Origin of the sequence: Paraburkholderia sediminicola (genome assembly GCF_046026895.1) — a bacterium.
Lineage (GTDB): Bacteria > Pseudomonadota > Gammaproteobacteria > Burkholderiales > Burkholderiaceae > Paraburkholderia > Paraburkholderia sediminicola_C.
In genome coordinates this window covers 1-21,572 of record NZ_JAQQEU010000006.1, presented here as the reverse complement: position 1 = coordinate 21,572, position 21,572 = coordinate 1, and the positions used below count along the sequence as shown (strand labels likewise).

Here is a 21,572-nt window from a genome sequence, read left to right as displayed (position 1 = left end):
TAGCGAATGATCGATTAGCCGAAGATATAGCCTGAGCCGCGTACTGTCTGAATCATGGGCTGCGTCCCCGGCGGATCGATCTTTTTGCGCAGCCTTCCCATATGGACGTCGATCAGGTTCGTGCCGGGATCGAAGTGATAGCTCCACACCGCCTCGAACAGCATCGTACGGGTGATCGTTCGCCCCGCATGGCGCATCATGTACTCAAGCACCCGATACTCCGTCGGCAGGAGAAGAATCTCCTGCCCGTCGCGCGTGACCTTCCGGGAGATGAGGTCGAGTTCGATGGGACCGACTTTCAGCGTGGTTTCCGACTGCGCAGGCGGCGTCGCGCGTCGGCGCAGCAGCACTTCGAGCCGCGCAACCATTTCTTCCGGATCGAATGGCTTCGTCAGATAGTCGTCGCCGCCCGCGCGCAACCCCCGCACACGCTCGTCGACGTCGCCCAGCGCGCTCACCATCAGGACGGGCGTGGTAATGCCGATGCTGCGCATCGTCTTCAATATCGTCAGACCATCGACTCCGGGCAACATCCGGTCGAGGGTGATGACATCGTATTCGTCGTTGAGCGCGTGAGTCATGCCATCGCGCCCATTGCTGACGCGCCGAACGGAGTATCCGCGTCGCGTCAGTTCATTGACGATTTCGTTTGCGGCGATATCGTCATCTTCAATCGTGAGCACTCGCAACATAGGCCTGCTTCGGGCACCGGCCGATACCGGAGAAATGGTGTTGGTTAAAAGGTCGCACCCGCAGGCGAAAGCCCGCATGATTTTCAAGTGCGTTTTGCAAACGCAAGGTTAGCGTTATACCTGGGGCGCAACCGCAGCATTTCGATGAAAAAAAAACATAAAAACCGGACGCTTCGTGTTGAAGCCACCGGAAGGCGCGGACGCCCCTGACGGTTCGAAACGCGCGACACCGACCGCGTAACCATGTTGAAAATTGCCAAGGGCCATCGCCGGACCAAGATCACCGGTCCCGCGCACCGGCACTGGGAGACCGGCAGCGTATGTCGACGCCATCAGGCATACTCCTCGGATCCAGGGCGATCCGCGTGCGGCCAGCACAGCAGGCTGTTGCTTCTCAAATCGACGGTGATCTCGTGGCCGGGTGTCAGGCCGTGATGGCGTACCAGATTGACCGGCGCGGCCAGCCACAACTGTTCGGCGCCACAACGCAAGGCGGCCTGGCAAAGCGCGCCGAGATTCAGCAAGGTTTCAACCCGGCCGACGACAGGCTTGCCGCTGAGGTACTGCTCAGCCCTCGCTGATGGAAGTCGGGTTCAGCGAAAACCTGCTGCGGATTCTGGTAATCGCCGAGGATCTGTTCGGCCAACCCCGGCTGCTTGTAGAGATCCTGGGCCAGCAACATCGTGAAAATGATGTTCTGGCCTTGCGGATCGGTGGCCGGGTCTGTGCGTCCGAAGTGCAGCCCCGGCGTGCGCAGTACCTCATACCACGGCTTTTTGCCCTCTGATGCAGCTGCGAGTTGAGGGGCGAAGTTGCTCTGAGGACTGTAGGCGATCACCATCTCGGTGCTGGCCACCGGCACGGCCGGCCCAATCATATTGGCCTGTTTGAGGATGTCTATCGGTCCCGGCGTTATGGAAATGAACGCGTCGGCTTGCAACAGTTTGCCCTTTAACTGCCGCGCGAGTGCGTAAGCGCCCTGACCAATACCCTCATGCCCGACGCGGTTCTGCTTCGCGAATGTGGGGCCGATGAAGCGGTCCATCAACAGGTCCATTGAGCCGGCATAGGCAACACGAAAAGCGTCGGCCGCGTGCGTTGTTGCTGTCGCAAAGAGGCTGGTGCAGGTCATCAACATGCCAACCCATTTGTGCAGCGTCAACATCCTCATCCGGTTTCTCCTCAATATTCGATCTCGCTCAGACAGTGGTCTACGTCTCGTCCATTTACCGGAACTTAGCCGCCGCTTACTCGATCCTGAAGGCGCCCCCACCGCGCCTGCAAACCGCCGCTCTTCAATCTCGCCGATTGCATGGTTGTCATCTTGACCTTCGCGAGGTCGCCCAGGACGGTCCATATAATTCAGGCGATGCAAACACGACAGCGCATGACTTCTCTGTAAAGAGATTGGCTTAAGCGGCCCACTGGACACCCGTGCTACCGGGTACGATTCGGCTCGCATGACAGCGGACGTCTGCTGGCGGTCTGCGACGGCCTACATTCTATCCGCCGATCAGCATCACCTGCAGTGCGGCATAGTGCGCAGGCGAACAGCAAAAGAATGCCCCATGCGGACAGGCCCGCAGTCACGATCATTCCGGTCATCGTTGGCTCCTAGCAGGCTGCAGATCCGCCGCCTTCCTCTGTCATTTCGGCGAAACACTTCGCACAGGAGACGGCGGTGATATTGGGCCAAAGGCTCACGCGCTGCCGGACGTCTACCTTCAACTGGCCACATTCATTGCAGCGATCCAGGACACGGACCTCCATCGGGCGGCGGTGCCACTGTTCGAACGCGTTCATCTCAGCAGTCCTCGTGTTGATATGCGACGACGTTCGCGGCCATCTTCGCAGTTCTGCTGACGTCGGATGATCTCGGCGCAGCTCGAGCAAATCCTTTGAGCTCCTGCTCATCGTCGCGCTCACTGGATATAGATTCGGCTAAGGTCAACAGTCCGGCGATACACGTTCTTATTCAGCTAGGGGACGAACGTGTACTCGTCGCACGGGTTGCTAGCGATATAAACCCGGTTACGCACAACGTTGGACTGGCTGACATTCATATGAAATTGGCAAGTCCATGGAATCAAGATAGACCGACGGTTTCAGGAAAACCATTCTACGAACGGTCACTGCGGTTCTACTTGGATATGGTGCGCTTATACGTTCGGATACATCGAGGGTGAGGCCGGCTTCCGTTAAGATTTCGGCCCTTTCACATGACGTGTTGAACGTCGCTTCCTGATCGAAAGGGTCCGACGATGAACTGCATACCGGCCCCGTCCCGAATAACCCGCCGCCCGGGAATGGACGCACGGTGTACCCATTTGCGCAAAGGTGATTTTGATGTCCGGCACTTCTGAGGCCAGCCACCAGCACCTATAGTGGGTTCAGCTTTCGGGCGCTAACCACAACTTCCGGGGCCCGCACCAGGCTTCCCGAATCTCAAGGAACAGACTATGTTGACCACGACATCCCCAACGTCTTCCGCTGCCGCTGCCGCCACCGTCGACGCGCAATACTTCGAATATACGTCGTCGGCCAATCCGATCGGCGCGAAGCTCATCTCGCGCGTGCCGTTCCGCAATTTCCCGCCTTCGCTCTACGCAACCGGCGAAACCCGCATAGTACCCCTCGACCTCTCCGCGGAGTTGGGCTGCCGGGGTCCCGCGACCGGCCCCGGCCTGTGCGCCTATTTCCTGCGTATCAACGCGGGGGAGGTGTTGACGCTCGCCCCGAACGCAACCTCGCAGGTTAGCTACGTCATCAGCGGGTCCGGCAGCGTGACGCAGGGCGAGACCCGCTTCCCGTTCGCGCAGGGCGATTTCTTCACGCTGCCCGGCGGCGATGCCGCCGTGCTGTCCGCCGACGCGACGGCCACGCTCTATTACGTCAACGACGCGCCACTGCTCGCCTATCTCGGCACGACCGGCGTAGAGGCGCGCTTCGCACCGACCCTCTATACGGCCGCCCAGGCGCAGGCGGAATTGCGCAAGGTCTCGGAAGAAGCCAATGCGGGTCGCCGCAATCGCATCAGCGTGCTGATGGGCAACGCCAACTTCCCGCAAACGCGAACCGTCACGCACGTCTTGTGGGCCATGTTCGGCATTGTTCCCCCCAACTCAATGCAGAAGCCGCACCGGCACCAGTCCATTGCACTTGACTTCATCGCGGGGGGCAATCCAGGCGTCTATACGCTGGTCGGTACCGAACTGGACAAGAACGGCGATATCGCGAATCCGACACGCGTCGATTGGGAAGCTGGGATGGCGTTCGTTACACCGCCGGGATACTGGCATGCGCATTTCAATGAAACAAACGAGAATGCCTATGTCATTCCGATCCAGGATGCCGGCTTGCAGACCTGGTTGCGAACGCTCGATATCCGCTTCGCCCGTTAAGGTTGTTGCGCCAGCGCGAGTCCGTCATCCCAGTACGGCGGCTCGCCAATCACCTCGGCGTAGAAATCCACGAATACGCGGACCTTTGACGATAGGATTTTCTTCGGGGGGTAGACCGCCCAGACCGCTGGCTCGGCTCGGCCCGTGCGCGCCTCCCATTCAGGCAGTGCGTGCTGCAGGCGCCCCTCGCGCAGGGGCGTAGCCGAGAGCCATGTCGGCAGGAGAGCAAGCCCGCAGCCGGCCACAGCGAGTTCCAGCACGGCCTCCGAGTCGTCTGCGCGCAAGCGCCCTTGCAATTCCACCACTACATGGTCCGGCGACGCGTGTACACCTGCTGCATGAGTGAAAGACCATTTGTCGTCCGGCAGCAGCGACAAGCGAAGCGCATCGTGCGCGGCGAGATCTTCAGGGACACGAGGCATCCCGCTCCGCTCGAAATACGCCGGGCTGCCGCAGACGATACGACGATGCGGCGCAATGCGTTTGGCCATCAATGACGAATCGGGCAGCACGCCGATACGGATCGCCACGTCAATGCCCGCTTCGATCATATTGAGCGTTTCATCGGTCGACACGATGTCCAGGCCGATGGCCGGGTAGCGCTTCATGAACGCCGGCAGATGCGGCACGATATGCCGGCGCCCGAATGCCGACGGCATCGTGACGCGTAGCACACCTTGCGGTGTGCGATTCAGTGACGAGGTAACCTGGCGCGCGTCATCGAGCGCCTGCAGGACAACCAGGGCGCGTTCACGAAATAGCCTACCGCCCTCCGTCAGAACGAGCCCCCGCGTCGACCGGTTAAACAGGGCAATGCCCAGATCCTTTTCCAGCTCGCTCACGTAGCGCGAGACGGTCGAGGTCTTGACTGCCATTTCACGGGCCGTCTTGCTAAAGCTCTGCACTTCCGCTGCGCAAACGAAGGCCCGTACCGCGGCAAAATAATCCATGGCATTTCTGACTCGAATCACACGTTCTGCAAGGAACTTCACGAGGTGAGGGCCGGACCCGCGCAACGCTCGGCGTGCGTGCCTTGGGCGCATGCGCGCCAACCGCCGCACCCTTTCGCGTTTTTTTATACTGGTCGTTCACTAGCAGGAAAACGGCAGGTTGATCAGGCTGATTCCCTGTAGCTGCGCGCTAACCTTTTGTCGCTTCCAGGTGGGTCACGAAAGGTCGGATTTCTCCTTCGTTCGGATTCACATACACGACATCAGTGGGCACACGACGAGGAGCGTCAACTGTAAAGAAGATTGCTGGCGACTCTAGTATTTCAGTTATCGCGTGTACAGTGTTCCGCTCAAAGGTCACTAGCTGGCCCGCAGTGAGGACGCGAGGCGCTTCGTCCTCAATCGCGAAGGCAACCTTTCCGGTCAGCAGGTACAGATGTTCTTCGCACGTTTCGTGGTAGTGGCGAGGAATAGGGTAATAAACACGGAAGATCCTCGAGCTTGCAGAGGGTTCATCGGTGAGATAGACGTCGACAATCGTACTAACCGCCTCGTCCGGGAATTGGCTGATGATGTTGTCTATATCAAAAAAATTAAACAATTCATTCTCCATTGTGTGGTGAAGTGACGAACAAATCGATACGTTGTACCGTCCGGTAGCGTGAACATCGCGTGACATATCCGGATCAAGTCGTCCATGCACTCGTCGTGTTCGTCGCGGCTGACTACAGCTTGCCACGTGGAAGCGGACCCGCGGAATGACCGCATTTGGCAAATGAGATTTGCCAAATGCGGCCCTGGTCCATAGGGAACAGAGGTGGCGCCGAGAATTCGGACAGATCGGTAAGTGGAAAAGCTGGGGCGTGAGTCGGTCATAATGGCCGGCAACAAGGAACCAGAAGATGACGAAACGCAACCGACGGACACACTCACCGGCGTTCAAGGCAAAGGTGGCACTCGCGGCGCTCAAGGGCGACAAGACGCTGGCCGAGCTGGCCCAGCAGTTTGATGTGCATCCGAACCAGATCACGGACTGGAAGAAGCAACTGCAAGAGCGTGTTGCCGAAGTGTTCGAGACGGGCCAAACATCGGCCGAGCCCCCGGTCGATGTGAAGGTGTTGCACGCGAAAATCGGGCAATTGACTTTGGAGAACGATTTTTTGGAAAGCGCGCTCGGCAAGGCGGGATTGCTGAGCGTAAAGCGATGATTGATCGCGAGCACGCATTGCCGGTGAGCCGGCAGGTGCGGCTGGTGGGCATTGCCCGTTCAAGCGCCTACTACCAGCCGCACCCGGTCAGCGAGGCCGATCAGAAGCTGATGCGGCGGCTCGATGAATTGCATCTGGAGTTCCCGTTTGCCGGTGCGCGAATGTTGATTCGCCTCGATAAGACGCCGGATGAGGCATACTTCGCGACGCTGCCAGCGATCAAATCGGCAGCTTGATGACCCCGGCGCTTCCACTTATAAACTCGATCTGACTGTCCGAACCAACGGCGCCACCTCTCAGGTTCAGCGTATCGACAACCAATACTGAAAGAAGATAACGAAAACGTCATCACCGGGTCAGTTCCATGTCACTTTGTCTGCGTACAGTTGAAGTCTCGGATTGCAAAAGCCGAATACCTTCGCCGTCGGCCAGAACCACGGCTCGGTGCGCAACGATTTGTCCGCAGACGCGCTGGCGGACTTCGTCTGGAACGCGTGGGAAGGTAGCCTGTTGCGAATGAAACTGGAAGACTTGGTCGAACCGCTGAAAGCCTGCGTGCAACTGATGTTCGATCTGTTTTTCAATTCCGCCACCTACCGTCTCGATCCCCCTGATCTCCTTGTGGTTGGCCTGTCACATTCAAGCTTGAGACGGCCGGTCATCTAAATTACAGGAAAGGCGTCTTATGCAAAACTTTACGTTTCAAAATCCCACGAAGATCATTTTCGGCGAAGGCCAGATTGCCGCGCTCGACGCGAATGTGCCGCGCAACGCGCGTGTGCTGATCACGTGTGGCGGCGGCAGCATCAAGAGCAACGGTGTGCTCGCGCAAGTACAGGCCGCGCTCGGTGAGCGCGCTTGGCACATGTTCGGCGGCATCGAGCCGAATCCCACTTACGAAACGCTGATGGAAGCGGTGGCGCTCGCCCGTGAGAAGAACATCGACTTTCTGCTGGCGGTCGGCGGCGGGTCAGTGATCGACGGGACGAAGTTCATCGCGGCGGCGATGAAGTTTGACGGCGAACCATGGGACATTCTTGCGAAGCAGGCCCCGGTGCGCGATGCGGTGCCCTTTGGCAGCGTGCTGACGCTGCCCGCGACGGGTTCGGAAATGAACAATGGTAGCGTCATCAGCTACCGCGCGAAGGGCGACAAGCTGTTTTTCACGAGCGACGCCACCTATCCGCTTTTCTCGGTGCTCGATCCGAGCACGACCTATTCGTTGCCGCCTCGGCAAATCGCCAACGGCGTGGTCGATGCGTTTGTCCATATCGTCGAGCAATACCTGACCTACCCGGTCGATGCAAAGGTGCAGGACCGCTTTGCCGAAGGGTTGCTGATCACGCTGACCGAAGTCGGCCCGCAAGCGCTCGCGGAGCCACACAACTACAGTGTGCGCGCGAACCTGATGTGGACCGCGACGCTGGCGCTGAACGGGCTCATCGGCGCGGGCGTGCCGCAAGACTGGGCCACGCACATGCTGGGCCACGAGATCACCGCGTTGCACGGACTCGACCACGCGCAAACGCTCGCCATCGTACTGCCGGCGATGCTGTCCGTGCGCAAGGAACAGAAACGCGCGAAGTTGCTGCAGTACGCCGAGCGCGTATGGAACATCACCGAGGGCAGCGAGGACGAACGCATCAACGCGGCGATCACGGCAACCCGTACGTTCTTCGAGACGATGTCCGTCGGAACTCGACTGCGCGACTACGAGATTGGCGGGGGTTCCGTCGAAACGCTGATCGCGAAACTGACGGAGCACGGCATGGTCGCATTAGGCGAGCACGGAGACGTCACGCCGGAAGTCAGCCGCAAGGTCTATGAGGCAGCCGTTTAAGCCCGAACCCGAGACAGTACTACGATGAAGCTAACTAAATTCCTCCTGTTCGCGTGCGCCGCCTTCGCCTCGGTTTCCGGCGCGGCGCTTGCCGACGACAGTACGCTCGCACCTCGCCAAGCGCCCGCGAAGACCATTCCGGTCCCGACAGAAGTCAGCCCCCAATTGCAAAAGCTCATCGCGGCGCCTCTCAATCCCGCCTGGAATGTTTTGTGGACGACGGGCGAGCAATGGAGAACGGCCGCCGACGCACAGGCCGCAAAGGTCATGCAAACGCTCCCGGCCATGCGCGCGCGTCTGGACGTGACGGTGCAGGCATCGACGATCAACGGCGTGAGGGTGCACATCGTGACGCCCAACTATATTCCGCCCGAACATCGCGACAAGGTGCTGGTTCATATCCATGGCGGCTGCTATGAGCTCTACCCTGGCGAGTCGGGCACGGGCGAGGCCATCATCATGGCGGGTCTTGGGCACTACAAGGTCATTTCGGTCGACTACCGCATGCCCCCCGAGGCTTATTTCCCCGCTGCGCTCGACGACGTAGAGACTGTGTATAAGTCGGTGCTCCAGACGAACGACCCAAAGAATGTGGGCGTTTTCGGGACCTCGGCCGGCGGCGCGCTCGTGCTCGAGCTGATGCTGCGCGCGAAGCAGGAAGGGCTGAAAATGCCGGGTGCGATCGCGCCCGGTACGCCGATGTCCGAGCTGACGAAGACTGGGGACTCGTTCTACACGAACGAGAAGGTGGACAACGTGCTGGTCTCGCCCAGTGGGTTCTGCCATGCCGCGGCGGTTGTCTACGCGAACGGTCATGACCTGAAGGACCCGCTGCTCTCACCCGTCTACGGAGATATGCATGGCTTTCCGCCGGCGATTCTGACCACGGGAACACGCGACTTGCTGCTCAGCAACACGGTCCGTGTGCACCAGAAGCTTCAGCAGTCCGGCGTCGATGCACAACTCGAAGTCTTCGACGGAATGTCGCACGCTCAGTACCAGATGGATGATCGCGTGCCCGAGGATAAAGCGGCATTCGCAGAAATCACTCAATTCTTCGACAAGCACCTCGGCCATTGATCCGCATTCGAGAGGAGCGCTTGCGCTCCTCAGCACGGCTTGGTCCTCCCAGCGTGTCACCCGGTGTTGAGGACCCGGCGTGCAGGCCTCTTTGAGCGAACACTGCTGGCAATTCGAACTCCAATGCTTACTGAGTGTCAGGCCGCGCTCAATGGTTGAGAATTGCCAGATGCGCCGCTCGCCTCCCGGACAGTGCTGCGAGAGCAAATGCGCTGGATGCTCCGAGCGCCTTGAGAGTTTTTTTCATGAAAATCTCCAAGGAAAATTTACCGCGCATGAGTTCAGCAGCGACTGTCAGCTACTGAAATCCATACGAGAGGGGCCGTTGATCCGAGAACAATCAATGGATGCACCGCAACTCTGTCGACGATGTCTGGAAATGAATTATTGAAAGTTCCATAGTTCATGACATGACGAGAGCGTAGCTTGCGTCCAGTAAGCGGGGAGGATCGAAGGTCGCTTTTAAGCGCTCCCGATCTTGTTGAGCCGGCTCTCGTGCAGTTCGCCGAAATCGTTGTGGCAGTAGTTGTCCGGCGCGTGGCGCTTCAGCCTGGCCCAGAGGTATTCGACCGGGTTCATCCGCGCGTACGGCGGCAGACGCGCGATCTGGATGTGTCCGTCCAGGGGGTGCAGGTACTCGCGCACCAAACGACTGCAATGCGCCTGCAAACCATCCGACATCACCAGCAACGTTTGCTTCAAGTGAGCCTTGAGCGCTTTGAGGAGTTCGACGATCTCCATGCCACCCTTCAGCAACTGGAACAAACGGACGCTTAGCAGACCATGGATGGTTCAAGAAGCGCGATTCATGTAATGCGGGCGGCGCGACGGAACAGCCCGGAACGCTTGCACGCAAAATCGTTGCTGCAATCCATTGGCAATGCCGCCTCGCTGGTCTGGCTCGATGCCGCGCTTGCTCACGCGCGAACGAAGCGCGACTCGAACATGATGGCATCGCCGCGCGGCGCGTGCGGTTGGCGCGGTTCCAACCGCGTGCCACTTGTCTGTGCACCTATCATCAGATTGACCTCGGTCTCGACACCTTTCCGTATAACGACCACACGACAAGCCTCGACTCGCTTCCCATGCCCATAGAAGAGTCGCGCGCGCCGGGCGAACTCAGTCCTGCGTTCTACCGTAGGACGCCGAAGTCTGTCGCACGGCGGGCGACGAACTCGCCGCGCTGGCGAATTTGATCGCCGCTCAAATGCTCGACGCTTTCGCCCCGCCCAATCGATCCGATCAGTCAGGCCATTATGCGATCGCTTAGCACGGCTGATTCGAACTACACCGACTGCCGGGCCTGCGCGATCTGGCCGACGAACTCGCACTGAACTACACCACCGTGGCGCGCGCCTATGCCGAGGCGAAAAAGCGCGGCCTGCGCGATTCACGCGCGGGCAGCGGCACTTTCGTGCGCGGCCGCACCGCGACGCTGCCGCTAAGCGGTGGCAGCAGCATCGAAATGACGATGAACACGCCCCCGAGCCCGCTGACTACGCCGCGCTTCTGCGAGAATCCGCCGCCCGTATGATGGCGAATAGCGACCCGTACCAACTGTTGCGTTATCAGGATTTCGGCGGCACGCCGGCCGACACTGCGGCGGGCGTGGAGTGGTTAAAGCGCCGCCTCGCTCATTGCTCGCCGGACAACGTGCTGGTGTGTCCGGGCATTCACGGCGCGCTCGTCGCACTCGTCTCGCAGCTGGCACGGCCGGGTGCAACCATCTGTCTCGACACGCTCGCCTATCCAGGCATCAAGGCCATTATTCTCCTGAGCCATCCGTCTGGCCTTCAACAACGTCAAGCTGAGCGTCCCCAAATCGGCGGCGAGCCTTCGTTCGCGAATCATGAGCGAACGGTCGCTTATGGCCCGTACGAAGAACCCTACGAGTACTTTTCGGCCGATCCCGTCATTCGCGACCGGTCAAGATTGACGGTCGCGAATGCATAAATGCGATCAGATGATCGAGCCCGAACAGTGCACCTGGCATCGCCGTCGGAAACTTGTAGGCCATCTAGTGCGGTGCGTGCGGATCCAGTCTGGCTGGCCCATGGATGAAGCGTCGTGAGCCACGGCCCCAATAGATGAACCCTTGTATGAATCGTGTGACAGTCAGGGCGACACGGCCAGTCGCCAGCTTCGAAGTGCGTCGTCACGTCAGGTGTCGACAGTCGTCGATTCCAATGGAACGGTAGCCATGTTGCTGTATTCGCAGATTACTAGAGCGGCACAAACGCGTAACCCGCTTGCTGCAGGGTGGTCACGGTGGTCAGCGCGGACAACGACAGCGTCACTCTGGGGTCGATCCATTCGTACTCGAAGTGATGTTCTGCCATCGCCTGGCCACACACTGCGATTGTGATGCCATCCTTCTTCAGTGCATCAATCAACGGCAGATTGGGATTGGGCACACCGAACTGCGCGCGGTAGTGCGCATCGTCGAGCACCAGTGACGTGGCCGGACCAGATGCGACCGCGACGAATTTAAGCTTGCTCAACGGCACGCCCGACGCCACATAGAGATTCACAGCGCGGGCCACGTGGTCAAGCGCCGGGCTCACCTGATCGGGATTTTTTGCGCCCTGCGTCAGAGAGAAGACCACCTTGTACGTGTGCCCCGCCTGAGGCTTGAACGCGCCGTTCGGCAGAAAGTGCATCTTGCCGTAGTCGTGAACGGTCGGCGTGGTCCAGAAGCCGGGCGAATCCATCGTGCCTGCGTGGACGGATAGTGAAGCCGCAGCAAGAGCGGCGGTAGCAACAAAAGTTTTGACTTTGGACATGGCTGGTTGCGGTTTCAACAAGGTCGGCATCTGCTTTGAGGATACCCGACTGTCGTTGCCGCAAAACCGACGAACACATGACAAATTTGTAATTAACTCTTTCTCACTTTGGCGGTTTTCCGCCAAGTGCGCGTGTCGCGATCGCAATTGTCGGAGAGCCAGAAGTTCACCCGTGCACATGGATCGAACTGGACGGCTCGGTGATTAAGATGATCCGCGCACTTAGGACCGTTGGCTCAATGGAGCGGACGTTCAAATGTCTGTGGGAAATCAAGGGCCAACGTCCGTAACTGGCCGGATTGGGAAACAGCATTTTCGCGCCACTAACCTGCGCCACGTTCGTCGCAATGCGAACTGCCTGGGCGGTCCGCGTATATCGTCGCTCACCGACCCACCCGGCGTTCTTCGATCAACGTCGTCGACAACGCGCCGGCGACGATCGGCTCGATGAGCGAATTCCGACTGTCGCGCCGGACAGGAGCCCGACAGCCCGACAGCAGCGGTCGTCCTTAAGTCTTGGGACGCGCAGCTTCGAACGCGTACGCGAAGCCTAGTAGCTTGGCATCGTCGTTTGCGCGGCCGAGAAACGACACGCCGACGGGAATATTGCCGGTTGCAATGCCGTCCTTCACCGAGATCTCGGGAAAGTCGGTCGACGACGCGATGTAGGACGGCGCGTACTCGTCCGGCGAATGGCAGACATATGAGGGATCCTGCTTCCCGTGAATCACTGATGCCGGACAACTCATTGTCGGAAAGAAGAGTGCATCGTATTTTCCGTCGTCCATGATTGCGGTCAGTTGCGCGCGCAGTCCGGGAATCGTGCGCGTCAGGATGGAGATGTACGCCGGCGAATCCGTCGTCTTCGTCTGTGAGTTCTCGACGAGACCCTTGTAGCGGTCCGGATTGATCAGCCTGGTGCCGTTGCCCGTGAGCGCGTCCAGCGACGTCATGAACGCGCCCATGTCTTCTGGTTGTCCGGCCGGCAGCGACGCCAGATAGGCATTGAATTGCGGGCGGAATTCCGCGACGCCAACAGGGCCGAGCACAACATTCCACAGGTTCTCGAACACCTTCGGAAGCGTCACGTGCACAACGCGGGCACCCGCGCTTTCCAGCGTCTTCTCATCCTCGAGCGCGATACTGTGGACATCCGGATTGCTGCCGTCAAAATTGTCGACTACTGCTATCGTGCGGCCCTTTAGCGCATGTGCGTCGAGCGACGCTGTGAACGGAGTCCACGGCTGCGGGATTGTCTTCGAGGCGGCGTCGGCATCGTCCTGGCCGCGAATTACGTCGAGCACGATTGCCTGATCGCGCACGTTACCGGCAATCACGCCTGGGTCGTCAGCCGTCAGTGACAACGGAATGATGCCCGCCCGGCTTGTCAGCCCGAGCGTCGGACGCATGCCGACTGTGCCCGTTACGCTGGCGGGACCGCGGATTGAACCGCTGGTATCGGTGCCAAGCGCGAACGGCGCGAAATGTGCAGCGACTGCCGCCGCGGAGCCGCTACTGGAGCCCGACGCATCGCGCAACGGGTTGAACGGATTGACGGTCTGACCGCCGTACGAGCTGTAGCCCAGCCAGCCATACGATGCGGCGAGTTCGGACATGTTGGTCTTTCCGAGCAGGATCGCGCCGTTGTGCAGTAGCCTATCGACAACTGACGCATTTTTATCAGGTTTTGAAGTCGCTAGCGCAACGGAACCGCCACTTGTCACGATACCCTTTGTGTCGTAGTTGTCCTTTGCAAGGAACGGGATCCCGCCGAGCGGCTTATCGGCGGAGGGTTCGTGCCTGGCATGGGCATCATCCCAAGCCTTCGCCTGCGCGAGAGCGTCAGGATTGAGCGCGATTACCGCGTCGAGCGCCTTCCCGCGCCTGTTGTTTTTGTCGATTTCCGCAAGGTACGGGCTGACCACGTCGACCGCGCTCACATCGCCTTCGTCAAGCGCCTTTCTCAACTCAGGGATGTGCATTCTCACGATTGCGCCAGATGCGATATGCGCTTGCGCCATTGCGGGCACTGCACTCACCGTCGCGACCGCCACTGCCGCCCAACTTCTGCTTGGTAACATCCATACTCCCGTGCATGCCTGCCATTCGTCAATTACCGCAACATGCGGCGGACGCATAATGCAATGTCCATGCCAATGTTGGAGTGCGTATCGCTGGAAAAGAGCGCGAGCAGACGTCTGACAAAGGTGCGAGGAAGCACGACGGCACCAGGATGGCACAAAACTGGTCACCGACCCGGTGCGATCCACTAATGGGTCGGCGACGGTCCGGCAAGGTGGGTCTGATATGGAGAGGATCGCGTTTGGGCAGCGCCCGGCACTCAGCCGACCAGCAAGTGAATCTGGAATATGCGACTGATAGCGCGACGAACGACGACTCCGGAGCATAGAAATTTCCTTCGCACCTGAACACAAGACGGCGATTTCCCGGGTCGTAGCAGCCGTCGCCGTCGCGCAGTAACGACTGCCGTGTCCCTCTCCTCGACTTCCGAAGACTGTGACTAATCCGACGACGACCACATCCGGGATGGCAACGGCTGAAGTTGTTAAGCGTCGCCCGGACCGTCACTGTCGCAAGCCGACCCCGAAGCGGGCACTAGGACTCGCTCGCCCGATGTCCGCCGCCCCGCCTACCGGCCGTTTGACCCGCAGCAACCTTAGCCGTTTTCCAGCGGCCATTGACCGGGAGCAGACTTCGCCTGGCACCGAGCAAGCTTTCGCCCCTGCGAGGCCGCACTGGCCCACCATGGATTGCGACAGCTCGATACCTGTATGATTGTTGGCATCCGGCGCGACGATCAAATGAGCAAAGACCGGTCGCGGTGCGCCTCGCCCGCCGAGCCGGACGGTCACCGCGGCGTCGCCCGACTGTGGTTTCGCGCACGAGGGCGAGGAGATTGCGGCCGCCCTCGACGGCATCCTGACGGCGAGTACGGCGAGCCTCGTTGTCCGCGCCGCGCTCGACGGCATCTTCATTGCGAATTTCCGTAAAGAGAAGGTCGTGGCCTGAAGGTGTCGAACCAAATCGCTTAGGGCGCCTGGATCGCGGGTGGCTTTGCGGATTTGTGGAGGCAGGAAATATGTCCCGGTCTAGTCCTCTACAGTGGTCCAGACGGTCCGCTTTTGTTAACTATGCAGTTGCAGTTCTGTCGGTTGCTGTGGCGCTCGTCGCCGCGCTGCTATTAGAACCTCACATGCAAAGTAGCCCGTTCGTATCGCTGTCTCTTTGCGCGATCATGTTTAGTGCCTGGTTCGGTGGCCTCGGCCCGGGTTTGCTCGCGACCGCACTGTCCGTTGTGGGTTTCACTTATTATTTTGTCCCGCCGGTCAATTCGTTCGACGTTGCGCCTACGGACTTGCCGCGCATCATCTTGCTTGCGGTGACAGGCCTCTTTGTGGTGTGGCTGAACGTTTCGCGAAGAGGTGCTGAAGGCGCGTTGCGGCGGAGTGAGGCCTATTTGGCTGAAGCTCAACAGCTAAGTCATACGGGGAGTTTTGGTTGGAAGGTCGCCAGCGGCGACCTGGTCTGGTCGAAAGAAACGTATCAGATATTTGGAGCGGAGGAAACGGTCGAGCCGACGATCGACCTCGTCCTCCAACGTGTTCATCCCGATGACCGGGAACTTGTACGGCGTGAAATAGCTCGTGCGGCGCAAGGCGGACAAGACTACGAGTACGAACACCGTCTTCTGATGCCGAATGGAGCGATCAAACACTTGCACGTCCGAGCCCATCGTGTGAAATACCAATCGGGCGCCGAGGAAATCGTTGGTGCACTAACGGACGTCACGGCAACGCGGGAAGCGCAAGAAGCATCGCACACCGCGCAGGCTAACCTCGCGCGCGTCGCTCGTGTAACAGCCCTTGCACAGATGAGTGCCTCAGTTGCGCATGAAGTGAATCAGCCCCTCGCTGCCATCGCCACTTACGCCGCAGCTGGCTTGCGCTGGCTGACCCGCGAAGTTCCGGAAGTAGATGAGGCGCGCGCCTGCGTGAGTCACATTCTCGAAGAAGCCAATCGGGCGGGCGAAGTGATTCGGAGCGTTCGCGATGTTGCCAGAAAGGCAGATCCGGAGCTGACCCCACTCGACATCAACGAGGTCATCGACGAGGCGGTCGCTCTTCTAAAGCCGGACGCGCTCAGACATTGCGTGACAGTGCAGCTGCAGCTTGCGTCGGAATTGCCCTTGGTGCGCGGCGACCGGGTCCAACTACAACAAGTGATCATCAACCTTGCAATCAATGGTGTCCAAGCCATGGCGACAGTCGCCCGTCGCGCGCGCGTGCTGACCATCCGAACTGAACAGCGGGAATCCGACCAGGTGCTCGTGGCCGTAGAGGACGTCGGCATCGGCACGGGGCCCGAAGGTCTGGACCGGCTTTTCAGCGCGTTTTACACGACGAAGCCGGATGGTATGGGTATGGGACTGTCCATCTGTCGTTCGATCATCGAAGCTCACGGAGGGCGGGTGTGGGCGTCGCGCAATATCGGCCCGGGGATGACATTTCAATTTACGGTGTCCGCGTATCGTTCGCGTTGCCCTCTCTGAGGACGGCTTGTCTTGCGAGGGCGGCCGATCGCCAATCGGTTGCGATGGACCGTTCGTGGCCGGACAGAGCCGGATGACGACTGGCTCAAGGCGACCCTTCATGGTCCCGCAGGTTTAGTCGCTAAGGAGTTAAGTCTTCGCGATTTGTGAAGACCTCAGTGTGCTGCGGCCAGAACGGGAACGATGCTCAAACGAGTGAGAGAACAGGCAGCAGTGGAGTGGTCTAATTTCCTCGGACAAGTCGATAGGAGGACAATCCGGAATCGACGAGGAAAAAGAGCAAGATGACAAGAAGGCGCCGACAATTTGATGCCACCTTCAGGCTGGAAGTGGTACGGATGGTACGTGACCTTTGGGCTATCTGTCGCCCGCTGCCTACGAGGCGAAACCGACAGTGAAAGAACCTATCTGCCTGTCCGAAATAACTTGACCACTACAGCTACCTCCTTAGGGCTCGTAAACGATTGGTATGCGCGATCAAATGTCACGCGTGCGCGGGATAACAACTGCCTGGCCGTGCAATTTGCCTTCCGCATCGAGAAGTTGCCACAGTGTTGCTTCCTCGATTATGAAGCGCTGGCCTGACTTGGTGACACGCACGCCCTTGTAGCCTGCCTCATAGCCGAGCCGCTGTACGCGTGCGAGGAACTGCTGCCGCTCCTCGCGATTCGGGGCCTCAGCGGAGAGCCGGGACGGCAGTCGGGTGATTTCATCCCAGCTATATTCAAAGCGGCGCTGCGCGGCCTTATTGCCATAAATAAAGACCGGGTCGGGGTCGGTGTTGTGCGCAAGTACTGCGAACGGTGCACTCTCATAGAGCCATTCGGAAGCTTCGACCACGGTCATGGCCTGCGGCACTAGGGGGAGACCCAGCGCCCGAGCGTAACTATCGGTAAGCAACTGGTAGAAAGCTGGATTGCGGTGGAGTGGAGTCATCTAAGGCATCTCTACGGAGATCGTGGGCTCTGTGCACAGGCGGAGGCGTTCACGATACAGCATCTTCAGGCGAAGTTTTTTGCGCCCAGCACAACCGGCATTGATCGCTTCGAGCGCGGCGAGATTCGCGCCGTTTTTGTCGATGGTCACCGTCTCGGGCTCGAGGTTCTGGGCGATCAGTAGCGCCAGGCGGCAGCCTTGTCACGGTAGGCACGCAGCAGGAAGTCAACTGCGTTGCCCGTCTTGTCCACCGCGCGGTACAGATATTTCCGTTGCCCCTTGACCTTGATGTACGTTTCGTCGATCCGCCAGCTCTTACCGATCGGGCGCTTGTGATGGCGAAACGCTTTCTCAATCACCGGCAGCAGCTTGATGGCCCAACGGTGCACCGTAGAATGATCGACCTCAATGCCGCGCTCGGCCATCATTTCTTCGAGGTGTCGCAGGCTCAGCGGATAGGCGACGTACCAGCGCACGCACGTCAGCATCACGTCGAGGGGATACTGCAAGCGTTTAAGCATTTGGGCGACTGCCGGGTTCAACGTCTTCATCGGTCTTTCAGTCGTTCATGTTGTCAGGCACATCATAGCGGGGCGCCTTATTGCGGCAGAACCTTAGTGACGACAGTGGGAGGATTGCCATATCAATGCATTTCCAGATACCAGATGCCTTAAGAGCCTTGGTCATGTCACTTGCGCCAAAGCGTGGCCAACGAGAGTCACCCACCTAGCCCAGCCTTCGCCATCATCCCGAGCGCCACGCAGATCAAGACTCCTGCGAAACCCACTTGTACGTGCAGCGCGCAGAGACGGTGCGAGATCCGCCGCCCGGTCACCATGCCGGCGGCCGTCGACAGGCTGAACCAAAGCGTCAAGTCGAGCGGCAACGCCACGCCGTGCAGGACCGTCGCGACAACACCGCCGCTGCCGACCAGCGCGATCACCATTAGCGACGTGGCAACGATGCCATGCATGGATACGTTGGTGAGCTTGCGCAGCATTGGCACGATGATGAAGCCACCGCCCACACCGAGAAGTCCCGTCATCAGTCCTGTCAACGCACCGGTTGCCGCGAGAGCGGCCGCCGTGGTCCACGACCAGATCAGTCGCCCGGTGTCCGGATTCATGCGGCCGACACAAAGCCGCGAGTGCGGGCGGTCCGGGCGCCCGCTTAGCAAAGCGTGTGACAGCAACCTTCCCGCCACTACCAGCATGACGGTAGCAAACAGTGCCAATAGCACGCGTTGTGGTAGCGCGTGCGCGAGGCGTACACCGAGCGAGGTCAGCGGTACGCCCGCTGCAGCCATGAATAGCGCGGCGCGATAACGGACGAGCCGCCTCTGGAATGCTTCAAGCGCGCCGATAGCAGCGCTGCCCGCCACGGCGACCAGCGCGACCGGCGTCACCTGCTGCATCGGCCAGCCCATGCCGGCCACCAGCGCCGGAACGGCCAGGATGCCGCCACCCGCGCCAGTCAGGCCGAGCACCGCGCCAACGATGGCGCCAAGGATAAGTGAAGTCAACATGAGAAATCCGAGAGGTAATTAGCCACCGCTGCGTTAGCTCACAAGTTCAGGCGACGCCAGCCATGCGCGCCGCTTGAGCATCCCGTGCCAGTACATCGGCGGCAGAATGCGCTCCTTCAGCAGGCACGCGAGGCGCGACGGTTGTTTGCCGTCGATCAGGCAGGTTGGCAGCGGGAACCTGTTGCGATCGCGCCGGCCCGGCCCTCAGGTTCCTGGTGTCCATCGACCTCTCCTGTTGCTTCTATTGATTACGTGCATCCGGTCAGATTGCGTTGAGGGGAATCTTGAGATACGACACTCCGTTATCTTCGGGATCGGGCATATGTCCGGCGCGCATGTTGACCTGCACTGACGGCAGCATCAGCACCGGCATGTTGAGTGTCGCGTCGCGCGCGGTGCGCATCGCAACGAAGGCCTCCTGGTCGATACCGTTGCGTATGTGGATGTTGTGTTCGCGTTCCTCGGCTACCGTGCTGACAAACTGCAAAGGCCGCCCACCGGGCTGGTAGTCGTGGCACATGTACAGCTTCGTGTCCGCCGGCAGGCTCAAGACCTTGTTAATCGACCGGTAGAGCGTACGGGCGTCGCCGCCGGGAAAGTCGCAGCGCGCGGTACCGTAGTCGGGCATGAAGAGGGTGTCCCCGACAAAGGCTGCGCTGCACTCGCCGTCGCTGACCACATAGGTCATGCAGGCCGGCGTATGTCCCGGGGTATGGATGGCGCGCGCCTGCAACGCCCCGACGGCGAATGTTTCGCCGTCGGAAAGCAGGTGATCGAACTGGCTGCCATCGTCCGCTAATCGCGAGCCGGCGTTGAACAGCTTGCCGAACACGTCTTGCACTCGCGTCACGTGCGCGCCGATCGCAATCTTTCCGCCGAGCCTTTCCTTCAGGTAGGGCGCGGCGGACAGATGGTCGGCATGCACGTGAGTTTCGAGAAGCCACTGGACCTTCGCACCCAGCTCATGAACGCGAGCTATGAGCTTGTCGGCTGCGGTCGTGCCGGTACGGCCTGACTTCGGGTCATAGTCGAGCACACTGTCGATCACTGCACAGTCGCCCGTGTGCACATCCAGCAAAAGGTAGCTGACCGTCCAGGTGGCGGGGTCGAAGAAGCCTTCGATCAGCATGGGGCTCGCGGTACTCATATTAAGGCCAAGGAAAGGGCGCGGTTAATACGACTTGTACGGCAGGAACTTGCCAGATAGCAGCACCTTGACACGGTCGCCTTTCGGATCGGCCTCACGCTGGATATCCATCGAAAAATCGATCGCGCTCATGATGCCGTCGCCGAACTCTTCGTGAATCAGTTCCTTGATCGTGGTGCCATACACACTGACGATTTCGTACCAGCGGTAGATCAGTGGATCGGTCGGCACTGCGGTCTCGAGCGAACCCTTGTACGGCACGATCTGCAACCACGCAACGGCCTCGTCCGGCAGTCCGAAAATCTCGCCGGCAATCTCGGCCTGATGCTTGCTAAAGGTCATCTGACCAAGGCACGCGGCCGTCGTCCACTCCTTGCTCTGGCCGATCTTCCCGGCAACCTCACTCCACTTCAGGCCCTTCGCGACCTTGGCGGAAACGATCATCTGCGTTACTTCATTGCGGCTGGAAATCATGGTTGGTTCCTTGGGTAAAAAGTCAGGCAATCACCTTGAGATTGGGTCCGGCAGCCCGCGCGACCGCGGCCGGCGCGGCTGCGCCGTCATCGAGCCCGGGATAAACGAGCCGCGTTGCGGCGGCGGCTACACACTCGGTATCGGGCCGGTTGCCGTGGGGGGCGCTCAGGTCTTTCGAACGCCGCACCAGAAAGTCGACCAGATAATTGCGGATGCGGTAAAACTGTGGGTGATGGTGCATGGTCTCGCGCTGACGGTTAGCCGGCAGCGTGTTGACGACGATCTCGGCGATCCGGGCGCGCGGCCCGTTGCTCATCAGCATGATCTTGTCCGACAGCAGAATCGCTTCGTCGACGTCGTGCGTGATCATGAACACGGTTTGCTCCGTCGCGGTGCATATTTTCAGCAGTTCATCCTGGATCACGCCGCGCGTCAAAGCGTCGAGGGCGCCGAAGGGCTCGTCGAGCAGCAGCATACGCGGCTCGATCGCAAACGCCCGTGCGATGCCGACGCGCTGCTTCATCCCGCCCGACAACTCCGACGGCTTCTTCTTTTCGGCGCCCTTCAGCCCGACCATCTCGATGAAGCGAGCGCCGTGCGCCGCGATCTGCTCGCGTGTCCAGTCCGGATAGCGCGAGCGCACCGCGAACGCAATGTTGCCTTCCACTGTCATCCACGGCAGCAGCGCATGGTTCTGGAATACCACGCCACGATCGAGCCCCGGTCCGGAAATCTCGCGGTTGCGCACGATCACGTGCCCCTCGCTGGGCTGCTCCAGACCACTCAGCACATTCAGGATGGTGCTCTTGCCACAGCCGGAATGGCCGATTACGCAAATAAATTCGCCCTGCTCGATCGTGAAGCTGACGTTTTCGAACACCGGGGGCAGGTCGTCGCGATAGCGCTTGGTGAGTCCTTCGACGCTGACGAAACTCGTCGCGCCGGACGTCTGGGCATTCGACTTAA

Annotated in this window: 18 protein-coding genes and 3 pseudogenes; 7 read left to right on the top strand and 14 right to left on the bottom strand. The window is 59.8% G+C overall.

What is annotated here, in order from left to right:
* Window positions 1–14: 14 nt before the first annotated feature.
* The 3 genes from PQR02_RS06165 to PQR02_RS06155 form a co-directional block, all read right to left on the bottom strand.
* The gene (locus tag PQR02_RS06165) at window positions 15–692 is read right to left on the bottom strand and encodes a response regulator transcription factor (RefSeq protein WP_408227454.1); all 678 of its coding nucleotides are present in this window, start codon (window positions 690–692) and stop codon (window positions 15–17) included.
* A gap of 332 nt (window positions 693–1,024) precedes the next feature.
* Complete coding sequence (locus PQR02_RS06160; RefSeq protein ID WP_408227003.1) at window positions 1,025–1,216, bottom strand: hypothetical protein; 192 nt, start codon at window positions 1,214–1,216, stop codon at window positions 1,025–1,027.
* Complete coding sequence (locus tag PQR02_RS06155) at window positions 1,210–1,857, bottom strand: substrate-binding domain-containing protein (protein ID WP_408227000.1); 648 nt, start codon at window positions 1,855–1,857, stop codon at window positions 1,210–1,212. The genes PQR02_RS06160 and PQR02_RS06155 overlap by 7 nt, the downstream gene beginning before the upstream one ends.
* A gap of 1,294 nt (window positions 1,858–3,151) precedes the next feature.
* On the opposite strand from PQR02_RS06155, the gene PQR02_RS06150 reads away from it, so the two are divergent.
* A complete protein-coding gene (locus PQR02_RS06150) occupies window positions 3,152–4,093 on the top strand; it encodes a cupin domain-containing protein (RefSeq protein WP_408226997.1) in 942 nt (313 codons plus the stop codon).
* Here PQR02_RS06150 and PQR02_RS06145 read toward each other — a convergent pair.
* Together PQR02_RS06145 and PQR02_RS06140 are read right to left on the bottom strand one after the other, a co-directional pair.
* A complete protein-coding gene (locus PQR02_RS06145) occupies window positions 4,090–5,043 on the bottom strand; it encodes a LysR family transcriptional regulator (protein ID WP_408227451.1) in 954 nt (317 codons plus the stop codon). The genes PQR02_RS06150 and PQR02_RS06145 overlap by 4 nt on opposite strands.
* A gap of 190 nt (window positions 5,044–5,233) precedes the next feature.
* Window positions 5,234–5,644: a cupin domain-containing protein gene (locus PQR02_RS06140; protein WP_408226994.1), complete on the bottom strand. Its 411-nt coding sequence runs from the start codon at window positions 5,642–5,644 to the stop codon at window positions 5,234–5,236.
* Between the two features lie 301 nt (window positions 5,645–5,945).
* Here PQR02_RS06140 and PQR02_RS06135 point away from each other — a divergent pair.
* The 4 genes and pseudogenes from PQR02_RS06135 to PQR02_RS06120 all read left to right on the top strand — a co-directional run.
* Window positions 5,946–6,418: pseudogene (locus tag PQR02_RS06135) on the top strand (transposase); the annotation flags it as partial.
* 232 nt (window positions 6,419–6,650) lie between these two features.
* Window positions 6,651–6,917 carry a hypothetical protein gene (locus PQR02_RS06130; protein ID WP_408226991.1) on the top strand — a complete coding sequence of 89 codons (267 nt, stop codon included), beginning with the start codon at window positions 6,651–6,653 and terminating at the stop codon, window positions 6,915–6,917.
* Window positions 6,918–6,936: 19 nt separating this feature from the next.
* Window positions 6,937–8,091 (top strand): alcohol dehydrogenase, encoded by a 1,155-nt coding sequence (gene yqhD / locus PQR02_RS06125; protein ID WP_408226988.1) that lies wholly within the window; start codon window positions 6,937–6,939, stop codon window positions 8,089–8,091.
* A gap of 24 nt (window positions 8,092–8,115) precedes the next feature.
* Window positions 8,116–9,171, top strand: a complete 1,056-nt coding sequence (locus PQR02_RS06120; RefSeq protein ID WP_408226985.1) for an alpha/beta hydrolase — start codon at window positions 8,116–8,118, stop codon at window positions 9,169–9,171.
* Between the two features lie 462 nt (window positions 9,172–9,633).
* Here the strand turns inward: PQR02_RS06120 and PQR02_RS06115 are convergent, their stop codons facing one another.
* Window positions 9,634–9,912: a transposase gene (locus PQR02_RS06115; protein ID WP_408226982.1), complete on the bottom strand. Its 279-nt coding sequence runs from the start codon at window positions 9,910–9,912 to the stop codon at window positions 9,634–9,636.
* Window positions 9,913–10,462: 550 nt separating this feature from the next.
* Between PQR02_RS06115 and PQR02_RS06110 the strand changes: the two are divergent.
* Window positions 10,463–10,938, top strand: a pseudogene (locus tag PQR02_RS06110) (PLP-dependent aminotransferase family protein); the annotation flags it as partial.
* A 455-nt stretch (window positions 10,939–11,393) separates the two neighbouring features.
* Here the strand turns inward: PQR02_RS06110 and PQR02_RS06105 are convergent.
* Window positions 11,394–11,954, bottom strand: a complete 561-nt coding sequence (locus PQR02_RS06105) for a DsrE family protein (protein WP_408226979.1) — start codon at window positions 11,952–11,954, stop codon at window positions 11,394–11,396.
* 509 nt (window positions 11,955–12,463) lie between these two features.
* Complete coding sequence (locus PQR02_RS06100; RefSeq protein WP_408226976.1) at window positions 12,464–14,389, bottom strand: amidase; 1,926 nt, start codon at window positions 14,387–14,389, stop codon at window positions 12,464–12,466.
* A gap of 665 nt (window positions 14,390–15,054) precedes the next feature.
* Here PQR02_RS06100 and PQR02_RS06095 point away from each other — a divergent pair.
* Window positions 15,055–16,524: an ATP-binding protein gene (locus PQR02_RS06095; RefSeq protein WP_408226973.1), complete on the top strand. Its 1,470-nt coding sequence runs from the start codon at window positions 15,055–15,057 to the stop codon at window positions 16,522–16,524.
* A gap of 477 nt (window positions 16,525–17,001) precedes the next feature.
* Here the strand turns inward: PQR02_RS06095 and PQR02_RS06090 are convergent, their stop codons facing one another.
* The 6 genes and pseudogenes from PQR02_RS06090 to PQR02_RS06065 all read right to left on the bottom strand — a co-directional run.
* Window positions 17,002–17,460 (bottom strand): MEKHLA domain-containing protein, encoded by a 459-nt coding sequence (locus PQR02_RS06090; protein WP_408226970.1) that lies wholly within the window; start codon window positions 17,458–17,460, stop codon window positions 17,002–17,004.
* Between the two features lie 96 nt (window positions 17,461–17,556).
* Window positions 17,557–18,011: pseudogene (locus tag PQR02_RS06085) on the bottom strand (IS6 family transposase); the annotation flags it as partial.
* 167 nt (window positions 18,012–18,178) lie between these two features.
* Window positions 18,179–18,985, bottom strand: coding sequence for a sulfite exporter TauE/SafE family protein (locus PQR02_RS06080; protein ID WP_408226967.1), 807 nt, complete (start codon window positions 18,983–18,985; stop codon window positions 18,179–18,181).
* A 262-nt stretch (window positions 18,986–19,247) separates the two neighbouring features.
* A complete protein-coding gene (locus tag PQR02_RS06075; RefSeq protein ID WP_408226964.1) occupies window positions 19,248–20,132 on the bottom strand; it encodes an MBL fold metallo-hydrolase in 885 nt (294 codons plus the stop codon).
* Between the two features lie 24 nt (window positions 20,133–20,156).
* Window positions 20,157–20,606: a cyanase gene (gene cynS, locus PQR02_RS06070; protein WP_408226961.1), complete on the bottom strand. Its 450-nt coding sequence runs from the start codon at window positions 20,604–20,606 to the stop codon at window positions 20,157–20,159.
* Between the two features lie 22 nt (window positions 20,607–20,628).
* On the bottom strand, window positions 20,629–21,572 hold a 944-nt coding region (locus PQR02_RS06065; protein ID WP_408226958.1), incomplete at its 5' end, for an ABC transporter ATP-binding protein.